The following is a 13,188-nucleotide window of genomic DNA, read 5'->3' on the forward strand; positions in this document are numbered from 1 at the left end:
ACTTTTAACTCATCATCTCCAAAATGCAGCCGGTATCTGAAAGATCCGCCAAGGCCACCATGGCGCCGGCGGTGTGCAGGGCGCCGGTGGTGAATTTGCCCGTGGCCACCGCAATGGAAACCGCGTCGATCGCGTGGGCGGCGGCAATGTCGTTGGGGGTATCCCCGATCAGGAAACGGGCCTTGATGGCCTGTCCTGGTTTGAGCTGCGCCATCACCCGTTTCATGGCCAGCCGGGCGATTTCATTCCGGTCTGCATGTTCATTGCCAAAGGCGCCCAGTACAAAGTGGTTGTGAAGGTTGAACTGCCGGAGTTTGATCCAGGCGCAGGACTCGACATTGCCGGTGACCAGTCCCAGAACGACATCCGGCATTGCGGAGAGGGCTTCCAGAAGGGGTCGGACCCCGGGAAATAATGTCAACTCCGCCTGATGTACGGCGGCTTCCAGTTCAATAGGAAGCTGCTGGTGAAAGCGTTCGAAGGCGGAAAGGGTGAAGGCGCGCTGGTGACGGTCCATGACCTGACGCAGTACATCCAGATCCGTACTGCCGGCAAAACTGATGGTCGACAGGTCGTCATCAATATCCAAAGTCGTTTTCAGGGCACGGATAAATGAAAGCTTCCCCACCCCCCGCATATCCAACAGCGTCCCATCAATATCAAAGAGAATCACGGTGAAATCAGTGGGCAGTTGGCAGGAGGCAGTGGGCAGGATGGAGGGAACGCTTTTCATTCTGAATCCTTCAGAATCTTTCCGAGCGCCTGTGCCAATTCTGGCATGGAGCCAAAGGTAAAATCGGCCAGATCCGGCGTGGCGGCGGGATTGACCAGAATGGTGCGGCAGCCGGCAGCGCGGCCGGCTTCGGTATCTTTCGGGGAGTCCCCGATCATCCAGGAGCGGGCGAGATCGAGGGAGTGTTTGCGCGCGGCTTCCAGAATCATGCCCGGCTTGGGCTTGCGGCAGGGACAGTCGGCTTCGCGAAGATGGGTGCAGGTAAAGATGTCGAGCAGTTCCAGTCCATGCTGGTCCTTGAGCTGGGTCCGCAAGCGTCGATGCATGTCATCAAGGGTGGCGGAAGTCATGATATCCCGGCCCACCCCTTGTTGGTTGGTGATGATAACGGCGACATAACCCAGTTTGGTGACCAGGCGCAGGATCTCGACGAATTCCGGCAGGAGATGGAAATCCTCCCAGCGTTCGACATAGCCCGGACCCGGCGATTGATTCACAATTCCATCCCGGTCAAAAAAGATGCATTTTCTCATACTGCGCTTATTTCACCTCAAAAGTTGTCTCAAGAAATATCTGGGATCGAACCGCGCCCACCTTATAGGCGACCACCCGTAGCGTATGGTGGCCTGAGGACAGGGCGGCTGGGTCAAGGGTGGTGGTGGGTGATTTTCCGGCCGGTTGCAGGGTCTTGCCATCAATCAGAAACATAAACCGGCTGAAGACCTCGCCGTCACAGGGGGCGAGGTCCGCGGTGATGCGGGTGAGCCCTTCGAGTACCCCGGCGTTCAGCCCCTTGAGGGTGATGGTGGAGCGTGGGGCCCAGGGGTTTGCCAGCGGTTCGCCGATCAGCAGGATTTGCAGAGGACAACGGATCGACTGAATCAGGCTTTCAAGAACCGTGCAACCGGCCACCTGGAATGAAAACATGCGGGCATGGGGAAATTTTTGCCAGGCGGAGTAAGGCTCCGTAACCGTGCCCGCCGAGGCCGTGGCTCCAGCCCGGATCCATTCGGTGATTTTGGTTTGGGCGCTGTTGTCAAAGGCCGCTCCAAAGCTGGTCAGGTGTTCCGCGATGGCACCCGGCCGGAAGTGGAACTGGCCCCTGCTGATGTCAGGTAGCTCCGCTGCCCCTGCCATGATCCCGCTAAGCGGCACGGGGCCATCTGGATCGACGGGTGGGGTCTGGGTCATGCGGGCAGAGATCTCCTGTGCCGCCAGTTCCCGCAGGGCTGGGTCAAATTCCCAGGCCCGGCATTGTGTGCGGATGTCGTTGTTCGTCAAAATCAGGACGGTCCCTTCCGGTCGGGTCCGGTCGGACGTGACCCCCGCCTTGAGACAGGTGAGGATCTCCTCGCGGGTATTCCCATTGGGTCCCATATAGCCCAGCATCATACTGGGAAGCGGCATGTCAGGGCCCAGCCAAGCGCTCTGCACATCCAGGGATTGGGCGGGAAAGCCGCTGATGCGCGGGGTATCAGGTCCGGCAAAAATCGGGGAGGCATAGGTGCCCTGCTCAACCTGTTTCGCGTCGGGCATCCGGCCTCTCAGGAACGTGAGGCCTTGAAGGGAGAGGGCGGGGGTCGCGGTGATGCGGATCGGGAAGTCCACGGAATAGACCCAGGCAAGAATATGGTCGCCCAGACCGCGTTCGCGGATGGCCTGCCGGGCGGGCTCCCAGATCCGGGCGGTGAACTCGGCGGGGGTCATCTCGAAGGCCGGACTGGCAGGCAGGTCGAGTGCCACCAGGTTCACCTCGGGAATCTGGCGCATCGCCGCATAGGTGCGCGCCAGTTCCAGGGAACGCGGCGACTGCCGGTTGGCCAGGAGCAGGACCTCATGGGGTCCGAGGGCGAAACTGTCAGTAGCCAGGAGGCAGTAGGCAGTAAACAGTAGGCAGAAGACAGTGGGTAGTCGGCAGTCGGCAGTAGGCAGCTTGCGCGCCATCTGATTTCTGTATTCCACCGGAATCCCTTTCGTCTGCCTACTGCTTACTGCAAACTGCCCACTGTTATCACTTCGGCAACTCGATGGGGCAGGGCTTGATGTTCCAGACATCCCGCGAATATTCCGTGATGGTGCGGTCTGAACTGAATTTGCCCATATTGGCGATATTCATCAGCACCATCCGGCTCCATCGGTCCTCGTCCTGATAAGTCTCGTCAACCAGTTGCTGGGCCTGGATATAGGACTGGAAGTCCGCCAGATGCATGTAGTGGTCGCCATGTTCCAGGAGTGCTTCCCGGATGGAGTGGTAGAGACCCGGTTGCTCCAGGTTGATGAAGTCGCCGGACAGGCATTCAATAATCGTCCGGATGGATTCATCGCTGTTGTAGTAGTCCCAGGGGTGATACCCGGCGGCGCGCAGGGCCTCGACCTCCTGAACGGTTTTCCCGAAGAGGAAGAAGTTGTCAGCACCGACTTCCTCGCGGATTTCGATGTTGGCTCCATCGAGTGTCCCGATGGTGAGGGCCCCGTTGAGTGCGAATTTCATATTGCCCGTGCCGCTGGCCTCGGTGCCGGCGGTACTGATCTGTTCGCTGAGATCGCTGGCCGGGATAATCCGCTCGGCCAGGGACACGCGGTAATCGCTCAGGAAGACCACCTTCATGCGGCCCCGCACATCGGGATCGGTGTTGATCACGGCGGAGAGGTCGTTAATGAGTTTGATGATCAGCTTCGCCATGGCGTAACCCGGCGCCGCCTTGCCGCCGAAGATGAAGGTCCGGGGTAGGACGAACGCGTCGGGGTTCTTCTTGATCTGCGTATAGCGGTGCAGGATGTGGAGGCAGTTCAGGAGCTGGCGCTTGTACTCATGCATACGCTTGACCTGGACGTCAAACAGCGAATCAGGATCAATCTCCACCCCGTGTGCCACGCGGATGTAGTCGGCCAGGCGGACCTTGTTGTCCCGCTTGATCCGGCGCAGGTCCGCCTTGAATTCGGCGTCCTTGGTGAAACGCTCCAGCTTCTTGAGCTGATAGAGATCCTTGATCCAGCCGTCGCCGATTTTTTTGGTGATCAGGGCGGCCAGGGCAGGATTACTCTTGAGCAGCCAGCGCCGCTGGGTAATGCCGTTGGTCATGTTGGTGAACTTCTGCGGCCACAGTTCGAAGAAATCCTTGAACAGGGTTTCCCGCAGCAATTCCGAATGCAGGGCTGCTACGCCGTTGACCTTATGGCTGCCGACGACGGCGAGGTTGGCCATGCGGACCTGCTTTTCATGCCCTTCCTCGATAAGCGACATGCGGTTCAGCCGCTCGTGGTCGTTCGGGAACTTGTTCATAACCTGACGCAGGAAGCGGCGGTTGATTTCATAGATGATGGTCAGATGCCGCGGGAGCAGATCCTCAAACATGCGGGTGGGCCATTTTTCCAGCGCCTCGGGCATGATGGTGTGGTTGGTGTAGCCGAACACCCGGGTGGTCAGATCCCAGGCCAGGTCCCAATCCAGGCCGTTGACATCAATGAGGAGGCGCATCATTTCGGAGATGCCGATGGCCGGATGGGTGTCATTCAGCTGAATGGCCACCTTGTCGGGCAGCACGCGCCAGTCGGTGTTATTGACGCGGAACCGGCGCAGGATGTCCTGAACCGAGCAGGAGACAAAGAAGTACTGCTGCTTGAAGCGGAGCTCCCGGCCCTGTTCGATGCGGTCGTTGGGGTAGAGGATCTTGGTGATGTTTTCGCGGAGGATCTTCTGCTCATAGGCGCGGATATAATCACCGTTGTTGAAGAACGACAGGTCGAATTCCTCAGAGGCCCGGGCCGTCCACAGGCGCAGGTTGTTGACCGTGTTGTTTCCGTAGCCCGCCACCGGGAAGTCGTAGGGCATGCCGATAATGGTGTCATGATTCACCCAGCGGCAGATCTGGCGCCCCTGGTCGTCCTTGTCGTCCTTCACTTCGCCTCCGAAGTGGACGGGGTACTGGTACTCCGGTCGCTCGATATCCCACGGGGTTCCATCGCGCAGCCAGTTGTCCGGCTCTTCGACCTGGTTGCCGTTACGCAGGGCCTGGCGGAAGATGCCGTAGTCATACCGGATCCCGTAGCCGTAGCCGGGGAGTTCCAGAGTGGCCAGGGAGTCGATGAAGCAGGCGGCCAGCCGGCCGAGACCGCCGTTGCCGAGGGCGGCATCCCGCTCGAGATCGCGCAGGTAGTTCCAGTCGAGACCCAGCTCCGACATGGCCTGGGAGACCTTCTCGTCAATGCCGAGGTTGATCACGTTGTTTCCCATGGCGCGCCCGATCAGATATTCCAGCGATAGATAGTAGACGCGCTTGACGTTGCGGGCGGTATAGGTCTGGCTGGTTTGCATCCAGCGCCCGATCAGGCGGTCGCGGACCGCCATGGCAAGGGCGATGTACCGGTCGCGGTCGGTCGCTGAATACTGGTCGCGGGCCAAGGTGTACCGCAAGTGGTTCTCAAAGCTCAACTTGATCGCTTCAACGGTGTCCAGGGTGCGGTATTGACGCAAATCATCGGATTTAACAGGTTCCGAGGTGGAGCCGGCGGGTTTGCGGGTTTTTTTTACGTTTATTTCAGTTTTAGCCATAATTCTCCCCTTTTCTTTAACTTCGTCGTCTCAAAGTTATTAATACTAACGTAAAATAAGGCAGATGGCAAACAACAGATGGCTGGGGTTCACCCTGCTTCCATCTTGGCGCAAGCCGGTATTTATTGATATAAGGTAAACATGACCGACCGGCATGAGATGGATTGCGACTTGGTAGCCAGATCCCGCGAAGGGGATGAGGCGGCTTATGCCCAGCTCATGGATTACTACCGGGGGCCCATCCTTAACTTTGTTTACCGGTTGGTGGGGAATCAGGATGAGGCGGAGGATACGGCCCAGGAGGTATTTGTCCGGGCCTACCAGAAACTGGGCCGTTTCACCTTTCGCACGTCACGGGACCGGTTCTCAACCTGGTTGTTTCAACTCGCCCGCAATGCGGCGATTGATGTCCTGAGACGACGGCAACGAAGGCCGGTTCAGTCACTGGACGAATTTCCGCAACTCTCGCCCATGGCGGTCGGCGACCCCGCCGTGGAGGCGGGTGACAAGGAGCGGGAACGGGCCATTGCTGCTGCGATGGCTGCGCTCCCCGAAGACCAACGCGTCGCTTTGGTGTTGTCGGTTTACGAAGGACAATCCTACGCCGAGATTGCCGAGGTGATGGAGTCATCGGTCAAATCCGTTGAATCACGGATTTACCGGGCCCGCCAATGTCTGCGCCAGCAATTGGGTCCTTACCTTAATTAAAATCTTCGCGGTTGCTCTCTTTTTTTAGCGAACGCGACCGCCAGAGCAGGAAGATCGCCGGGTAAACCAGCAGTTCCATCAGGAACGAAGTGAATAGCCCGCCGACCATGGGGGCGGCGACGCGTTTCATCAGGTCCGCTCCGGTTCCGGTGGACCACATGATCGGCATCAGCCCCATGCTGGCGGCCGCTACGGTCATCAGTTTGGGGCGAATCCGTTTAACGGCCCCGTGAATGATCGCTTCGTGTAAGTCGGCGAGATTCCGTAGCCGGCCCTCCTGGCGCGCTTTCTCGTACGACAAATCGAGAAACAGTAACATGAATACACCCGTCTCGGCGTCGAGGCCCATCAGGGCAATCATCCCCACCCACGCCGCAATGGAGATATTGTAGCCCAGCAGATACATCAACCAGACGGCGCCGACGACCGAGAAGGGTACCGCCAGCATCACCACCATCGCCTTAAACGCGGATTTTGTATTCAGGTAGAGCAGCAGGAAGATGAGGAGAATGGTGACGGGGATGACGACTTTCAGCCGCTCCCGTACGCGAATCATATTCTCATACTGGCCACTCCATGAAAGTGAGTATCCGGTCGGGAGTTTCAGTTCCTTCGCCACCACTTCTTTGGCTTCATTGACGTATCCGCCAACATCACGTCCTGTGATGTCGACATAAACGTAACCGGCCAGCATGCCGTTTTCATCACGGATCATGGAGGGGCCATTGACGAGCGTGATGTCGGCGAGTTCGGAGATGGGGACTTGAGCCCCGGTCATCGTCCTGACCGGGATGCGTTCGAGCTGATCCACATTCTCCCGGAGATCGCGCGGATAACGCACGTTGATCGAGTATCGTTCGCGCCCCTCAATGGTGGTCGAGACGTTTTCGCCCCCCACGGCGGTCATGATCACGTCCTGGACATCGGTGAGGGTCAATCCATAGCGGGCGAGGGCCTCCCGCTTAGGGGTGAAATCGACAAAGAAGCCGCCCGTTGCCCGCTCCGCAAAGATACTGCGGGTGCCGGGCACCTTGCGTAGGGTCCCTTCAATTTGTTTACCCAGACGCTCGATCTCGGCGAGGTCCGAGCCGAAGATCTTGATGCCGATGGGGGTGCGGACGCCCGTTGACAGCATGTCGATGCGTCCTTTGATTGGCATGGTCCAGGCGTTGATGCTCCCGGGAATCTGGACGGCGGCGTCCATTTCATTGATCAGATCCTCCCAGGACATATGTTCCGGCCAGATATGGCCCAGGACCGCCCGCACCGGTCCGGGCGCCCAATTCGTGAACCAACGCGCCTTGGGGCGCCATTCTGAAGGGGGCTTTAACACGACCGTGGTTTCCATCATGGAGAAGGGGGCCGGATCGGTGGAGGTGTCGGCGCGGCCTGCCTTGCCAAACACCGAGACCACTTCCGGGAAGGCCTTGAGAAGACGGTCCTGGGTTTCCAGGAGCCGCTGGGCCTCGGTCACCGAGATGCCCGGCAGCGTCGTCGGCATGTAAAGGATAACCCCTTCATTCAGCGGCGGCATGAACTCGGTCCCCAGTTTCATGTAGACCGGCACCGTGGATACGACGATCAGGACGGAAAGGGCAATCACGGTTTTCGGATGGCGCAGGACCCAGCGACAGGGGGGCTCATACAGCTTGAAAAGCAGCCGACTCACCGGATGCCGCTCTTCTGAATAGTATTTGCCCACGAAAAGGCCATTCATCAGCCATGCCAGCGGGCGGAACCGGAATTTGAAAGGCTCCATCCGCACGAACATCATCCTGACGGCCGGATCAAGCGTAACAGCCAGCAACGCCGCCACGGCAATGACCAGGGTTTTCGTATAGGCGAGGGGCTTGAAGAGGCGGCCTTCCTGGTCGACGAGTGTGAAGACCGGCAGGAATGAAACGGCAATGACCAGCAGCGAGAAGAACACCGAAGGGGCCACTTCCTTGATGGCCTCGAGCAGGACGTCGCGGTAATTCCCGGCCCGGCCCTGCTCTTGCCAGAGGTCGAGTCGTTTGTAGGCGTTCTCCACTTCGACAATGGCCCCGTCGACCAGGACGCCGATCGAAATCGCGATGCCGGACAGACTCATGATGTTGGAGGTCAGCCCCATGAAATACATGGGAATGAAGGCGACCGCGATGGATATGGGAATCGTGACAATCGGGACGCTGGCGGACGGGATGTGCCAGAGGAAGAACATGATGACCAGGCTGACGACGATCATTTCCAGGAGGAGTTCATCCTTGAGGGTGTCAATGGACTTCCCGATCAGGTCTGAGCGGTCATAGGTCGTGACGACTTCGACCCCGTCGGGCAGGGACGGCTTGAGATCCTCCAGCTTGGCCTTCACCCGCTTAATGACGTTCATGGCGTTCTCGCCATGCCGCATGACGACAATGCCGCCCACCGCGTCCCCATTCCCGTTCAGGTCTGCGAGGCCCCGGCGGATCTGCGGTCCGAGCTCTACAGCGGCGACATCACGCAACAGGACCGGTGTCCCCCGGGGGCTCGCCTTGACGACGACCTTGCCGAGATCGTCAGTGGATTTAACGTAACCGCGGCCCCGTACCATGTATTCCCGCCCGCTCCACTCGATGAGTCGACCGCCGACCTCGTTGTTGTTGCGGCGGATGCTTTCGGTCAACTCCATCAGGGAGAGCCCGTAACTCCGGAGTTGGTTGGGGTCCACGGTGACCTGATACTGTTTCTGGAACCCGCCAATGCCCGCCACCTCGGCGACCCCGGGCACACTTTGAAGCGCGGTGCGTAATACCCAGTCCTGAAAGGTCCGGAGTTCAGCCAGGGTGTGCTTGCCGGACTTGTCCACGAGCGCATACTCAAAGACCCATCCCACGCCGGTGGCGTCAGGGCCGAGTTCCGGTGTGATGTTGGGCGGCAGGGTGCCGCGAATTTTTGAAAGGTATTCGTTCACCCGGCTCCGGGCCCAGTAGATGTCGGTGCCATCCTGGAAGATCACGTAAACATAGGAAAACCCGAAATCACTGAACCCGCGGATGGCCTTGACGTTCGGGGCACCGAGCAAGGCGGCAATGATCGGATAGGTGACCTGATCCTCCATGATGTCCGGACTGCGGTCCCATTTCGTGTAAACAATGACCTGCGTGTCGCTCAGGTCCGGGATCGCATCCAGCGGGATATTCTGCATGGTGAATACGGCATAGGCCACTGCCGCCACCACCAGTCCGATGACTAGAAAACGATTATGAGCGCTGAATTCAATGAGTTTCTTGATCACGGGAGTTCTCCTGCGACTGCCTCCAGTGCGGCGCGCATCGAGGATTCCGAGTCCACCAGGAAGTTGGCGGAAGTCACGACGCGATCCCCTTCGTTCAATCCCGACCGGATCTCGTAAAAGCCGGCACTTCGTAAGCCGACGTCCACCTTGACGGGAACAAGCTTCCCATCCCCTGTGTCGCGGAAGGCATAGTCCCGTTCGCCTGTGCGCATGATGGCGGATTCCGGAGCCGCCAGTTTTTCGCCCAGCGGATAATTCAGATTGGCCGTAGCGTACATTTCCAGTTTCAACAGGGATTCAGGATTGGGGATTTCCAGCCGGATGGTGAGGGTGCGTGTGTCCTTATTGAGCGAAGGGGATATAAAACTCACCGTGCCGCTAAACGTTTTTCCGGGCCAGTAGGGGAATGTCAGGGTCATGGGCATTCCTGTTTTGACGTAGGGAAGGTCGGATTCGTAGATGTCGGCATCGCCCCAAACGATCGAAAGATCGGCCACCACCATCAGTGACTCGCCGGTCATGATTTTCTGTCCTGCCAGCACGTTCTTTTCCGTCACATAGCCATTGGCCGGGGAATAAAGGGTTAGCGTTTTTTCGATCTGGCGTGTTTTTTCAAGCCGGGCAATCTGTTCGTCGCTGATGTCCCAGAGGTGAAGCCGCTGCCTTGCTGACTCCATCAAAGAGCTGGCGCCTTCGGCGGCCTCCCCGCTGGCGGTAGAGAGCGTGCCGGCGGCCTGCAAAGCGCTCAGGTATTCCTGTTGGGCCGAGACCAGTTGCGGACTGTATATCGTCAGTAACGGATCGCCTCGGCGGACAGTCTGGCCGCTTACTGCAACAAACAACTGCTCCACCCAACCCTCCACCTTTGTGGTAACGCGATACAGCTGGGTTTCATCCACGGCGATCCGTGCCGGAGTCCGGATGGTGCGCGCCATGGAACGCTTTTCAACCGTTCCCAGAGTGAGCCCCATGCGCTGGCGGGCGTCCGGCAGCAGGGACACCGTTGCCAGTCCCGGGAGGGCCGTGGCCTGATGTTTCTCCCCCTCGATCGGCACGAGTTTCATCCCGCAGATGGGGCAGTCACCGGGTTTATCGGAGACCACGGTAGGGTGCATGGGACAATGGTATGTTGAGGTGATGGCGGCCGGTTGTTCTGAATGGTTCCGGGAGCAGCCCGGAGTGAAGAGGGTTGCGCCCGCGGCCAGGACCAGAAGAGCGATCAGCATGCATCGTTTTGTTTTCATTGTGCGTTTACCTCCGTCAGACGGCTTGCGGGCAGTGAAGCCCCCAGGGCCCGTTCCATCCGGGCGGCCTGCATGCCCAGGGCGCCTTCCGCCATGGCTTCCATTATTTTTGCGCCCAACAGAAATCGTTCACTTTCGAGTAGATCCATGAAATCCACCTTGCCCGTGCGGTAACCCGCTTCGCTGGCGTTGAAGCGGGACAGCGCCTGCGGGATCAGTTCGGTGCGGTACAGGGCGAGCGTACGTTGTGCCGTCACCAACTTGAAGTGGGCGTCCTGGACGTCGAGGGCGCTTTGATGTTCTGCGGCTTCACGTGCCGCCTGGCTGGAGACCCGCATTTTCTCCGCCTCCCGAACTCCCGCCCGGTACGTCTCCCGACGGATGGGAAGATCCACGCTGATCGTGAACATCACCATATTGTCGCTGGCTTCAATATCGCGGTATTCAAGGCCGAGCTTGTAGTCCGGGACCGATTCCTTTGACATCAATTTCTTCTCCAACTCGTAACGCTCAACCTGGGATTGAGCCGCTTGGATTTCTGGCCGGTTCGTTGCCGCCATGGCGTAAAGAAGATCCATATTGGTGCCGAATTCGGTATTGGGTGAAGTCGTCACCGTTCCGATAGGCGTATCCACCTGGCGGTTCAAGAGTGTGTTAAGCTTGGCGTTCAGGGTGTTTTCCTGGGCCAGTGTTTCCAGGAGTTTTTGCTTCAGCAAGGTGATTTCAGATTGGGCCTTGAGGACATCCACCTGGGAGCGTTCGCCAGTGGCATACAGGGTTTCAGTCACTTTTACGAGGCGGCGGATGACCGATTCCTCTTCCCTTGTGATCGCGATTACCCGTTGAACGGCGTAGAGGTCGAAGTAACGCTCCTTGACCATCATCATCACGTCACGTGTCATGGTTTCGAGTTCGCGTTGCATCACTTCGGCATCTTTGATGGCGATGCCTTCGCGTAGCCCGCGTTTCCCGATCCACGGGAATTCCTGCTGAACCATGAACCGTTTTTCACCGGTGTTCGGCCAGGTCCCTCCGCTGGCTCGATCCATCCCGCTGTAGGTGAACATCGGGTTGGCTAACGCTCCGGCTTGAGCCGGCCGTTCCTGCATGGCCTCCCCTCTGGCACGCAAGCTCTGGAGCTCGGCATTGTCGCGAAAGGCGAGGTCCAGGGCGGTGGTCAGCGTGAGGTGGGTGGCGATCGGCAGTTCGGTCGCTGTTGCGATCGAGGCCCAGGCCAGTAATCCGGAGATGAGTATTGAATTTCGCATAACGTATCGTTCCTGTCAGGTGGCGTTCGACGTCCTCGGCGAACGATTTCTTGTCATCATACCGTCAATCAGCCGCCGGGGACGGCGGCTGCCACCTGTGCTTCACGCTTGATATTCACTGGCGTCCCATAGGGGCGCCAAGGATGGAGATTAAGGCGCCTTGTCGAGCGTGATCCCTTCTTTTTCCATTAGGGCGATATACTTCGCCGGATCCTTTTTGAAGGCGGCAGGACAGCCATTGCAGCAGAAATAGACCCGCTTGCCATTGGCATCCGCGTAGATTCTAGAGTCAATCGCTCCGCCCATGATGGGGCAGACGGTTTGTTTTTTGACGACCTTGGCCTCTGTCGTTTTGTCGGTCGGCTGAGCTTCCGCTCCCATGACCACTCCGGCACCCATCAACATCACTACTGCGCTTACGGTTATTACGATCTTATTCATGTTTCTCCTTTTTTCTTGTTATGTTTTGCTTCCTATTCATTTGGCATACTGCATGTCTGGCACATGCAGTTTGAAATCAGCACATCGAATCGTTTCCTTTGGTCCACATTCAGTAGAGCCCGCACTTTCCGTATCTGGTCCAGAGTGGCCCGTTCGCTGGCCTCGTAAGCGCGGCACATCTCGGTGATGACGGCGTCTGCCTTTGCGGTGTCGTTGGATTCGGAGGCCAGTGCCTGTCCCAGCCGTGCACGGGCCGCACAGTGATTCATGCAGCAATCGTTCAGTTTCGTGGCAAGTGTCAGGTGGAGCTGAGTGATCTCTTTGGCCTGCGCTTCGGAGAGGTTCAGTTCATGGGAGAGGAACGATACATCCCGCAGGCGGTCAATGGAAGGAGCAGGTCGTCCGCAGTGGGCCATTTTGGTGATGCTGAAAGCCAGAACCCCGACGGCGACGGCCACGACTAAAGGAATGATCCATGACCGATTCATCGTATTCCTCCAGTCGCCATCGCGAGATAGGATCCTGCCAGTGTTTGTGCATGGAGCAACGAGGTTTCGGCATGGTTTCGGTCAGGGGTGGATGGCACGTTAAACGCCAAGCCTATGCCGAGGACAAGGCCCGCAGCCGCAGCCATGGCATTAATCCATGAAAGGGATGGTGTAGCCCATTCCCGTGTCGTCGGTTGTGAGGTGCGATGAATTTTGCTCCATACCTCTGTTTCAAAGGTGACGCCTGTATTGATTCCCTGCCACTCTTGCAACAGGGTGGTCAAGTTATCGTCTTTCACGATTGGGTTTTTCTGACGCCAAAATGACTTTTTGTTGAACATCGTGCATCTCCGGTTTCAGGCTTCTATTAGGTATAACGCTGCAGGGCAGGAAAACCCTCGAGGAATGGCGTTGAGATAAGGGGCTTTTCGTAATCGTAATCATAATCATAATCTTAATCTTGTTCTTACTCATTCAGAGAGAAGGGATTATGAT

At 58.0% G+C, this 13,188-nt stretch carries 11 protein-coding genes; 1 reads left to right on the forward strand and 10 read right to left on the reverse strand.

What is annotated here, in order from left to right:
* Positions 1 to 4: 4 nt before the first annotated feature.
* The 4 genes from WCS52_00305 to WCS52_00320 are packed head-to-tail and all read right to left on the reverse strand — an operon-like array spanning position 5 to position 5,285.
* Positions 5 to 733, reverse strand: a complete 729-nt coding sequence (locus WCS52_00305) for an HAD hydrolase-like protein (GenBank protein ID MEI6165612.1) — start codon at positions 731 to 733, stop codon at positions 5 to 7.
* On the reverse strand, positions 730 to 1,266 hold the full coding sequence (locus WCS52_00310) for an HAD family hydrolase (protein MEI6165613.1): 537 nt from the start codon (positions 1,264 to 1,266) through the stop codon (positions 730 to 732). Before WCS52_00310 ends, WCS52_00305 begins: the two co-directional genes overlap by 4 nt.
* A 7-nt stretch (positions 1,267 to 1,273) precedes the next feature.
* Positions 1,274 to 2,695, reverse strand: coding sequence for a TIGR03790 family protein (locus WCS52_00315; protein MEI6165614.1), 1,422 nt, complete (start codon positions 2,693 to 2,695; stop codon positions 1,274 to 1,276).
* Positions 2,696 to 2,744: 49 nt separating this feature from the next.
* Positions 2,745 to 5,285, reverse strand: coding sequence for a glycogen/starch/alpha-glucan phosphorylase (locus tag WCS52_00320; GenBank protein ID MEI6165615.1), 2,541 nt, complete (start codon positions 5,283 to 5,285; stop codon positions 2,745 to 2,747).
* 141 nt (positions 5,286 to 5,426) lie between these two features.
* On the opposite strand from WCS52_00320, the gene WCS52_00325 reads away from it, so the two are divergent.
* Positions 5,427 to 5,993, forward strand: coding sequence for a sigma-70 family RNA polymerase sigma factor (locus tag WCS52_00325; GenBank protein ID MEI6165616.1), 567 nt, complete (start codon positions 5,427 to 5,429; stop codon positions 5,991 to 5,993).
* Here WCS52_00325 and WCS52_00330 read toward each other — a convergent pair.
* From WCS52_00330 to WCS52_00355, 6 genes are all read right to left on the reverse strand, one after another.
* Positions 5,986 to 9,252, reverse strand: coding sequence for an efflux RND transporter permease subunit (locus WCS52_00330; protein ID MEI6165617.1), 3,267 nt, complete (start codon positions 9,250 to 9,252; stop codon positions 5,986 to 5,988). The two genes, WCS52_00325 and WCS52_00330, sit on opposite strands and share 8 nt — an antisense overlap.
* The gene (locus tag WCS52_00335; protein ID MEI6165618.1) at positions 9,249 to 10,496 is read right to left on the reverse strand and encodes an efflux RND transporter periplasmic adaptor subunit; all 1,248 of its coding nucleotides are present in this window, start codon (positions 10,494 to 10,496) and stop codon (positions 9,249 to 9,251) included. Before WCS52_00335 ends, WCS52_00330 begins: the two co-directional genes overlap by 4 nt.
* On the reverse strand, positions 10,493 to 11,764 hold the full coding sequence (locus WCS52_00340; protein MEI6165619.1) for a TolC family protein: 1,272 nt from the start codon (positions 11,762 to 11,764) through the stop codon (positions 10,493 to 10,495). Before WCS52_00340 ends, WCS52_00335 begins: the two co-directional genes overlap by 4 nt.
* Before the next feature lie 150 nt (positions 11,765 to 11,914).
* Positions 11,915 to 12,205: a hypothetical protein gene (locus WCS52_00345; protein MEI6165620.1), complete on the reverse strand. Its 291-nt coding sequence runs from the start codon at positions 12,203 to 12,205 to the stop codon at positions 11,915 to 11,917.
* Positions 12,206 to 12,237: 32 nt separating this feature from the next.
* Positions 12,238 to 12,693 (reverse strand): periplasmic heavy metal sensor, encoded by a 456-nt coding sequence (locus tag WCS52_00350; protein MEI6165621.1) that lies wholly within the window; start codon positions 12,691 to 12,693, stop codon positions 12,238 to 12,240.
* The gene (locus WCS52_00355; GenBank protein ID MEI6165622.1) at positions 12,690 to 13,034 is read right to left on the reverse strand and encodes a hypothetical protein; all 345 of its coding nucleotides are present in this window, start codon (positions 13,032 to 13,034) and stop codon (positions 12,690 to 12,692) included. The genes WCS52_00350 and WCS52_00355 overlap by 4 nt, the downstream gene beginning before the upstream one ends.
* Positions 13,035 to 13,188 lie beyond the last annotated feature (154 nt).

It is taken from the genome of bacterium, assembly GCA_037128595.1.
Lineage (GTDB): Bacteria > Verrucomicrobiota > Kiritimatiellia > CAIKKV01 > CAITUY01 > JAABPW01.

Coding starts and splice junctions, on each gene's coding strand:
- WCS52_00305 (MEI6165612.1), bottom strand. CDS start 733: ATGAAAAGCGTTCCCTCCATCCTGCCCACTGCCTCCTGCCAACTGCCC.
- WCS52_00310 (MEI6165613.1), bottom strand. CDS start 1,266: ATGAGAAAATGCATCTTTTTTGACCGGGATGGAATTGTGAATCAATCG.
- WCS52_00320 (MEI6165615.1), bottom strand. CDS start 5,285: ATGGCTAAAACTGAAATAAACGTAAAAAAAACCCGCAAACCCGCCGGC.
- WCS52_00325 (MEI6165616.1), top strand. CDS start 5,427: ATGACCGACCGGCATGAGATGGATTGCGACTTGGTAGCCAGATCCCGC.
- WCS52_00335 (MEI6165618.1), bottom strand. CDS start 10,496: ATGAAAACAAAACGATGCATGCTGATCGCTCTTCTGGTCCTGGCCGCG.
- WCS52_00340 (MEI6165619.1), bottom strand. CDS start 11,764: ATGCGAAATTCAATACTCATCTCCGGATTACTGGCCTGGGCCTCGATC.
- WCS52_00345 (MEI6165620.1), bottom strand. CDS start 12,205: ATGAATAAGATCGTAATAACCGTAAGCGCAGTAGTGATGTTGATGGGT.
- WCS52_00350 (MEI6165621.1), bottom strand. CDS start 12,693: ATGAATCGGTCATGGATCATTCCTTTAGTCGTGGCCGTCGCCGTCGGG.
- WCS52_00355 (MEI6165622.1), bottom strand. CDS start 13,034: ATGTTCAACAAAAAGTCATTTTGGCGTCAGAAAAACCCAATCGTGAAA.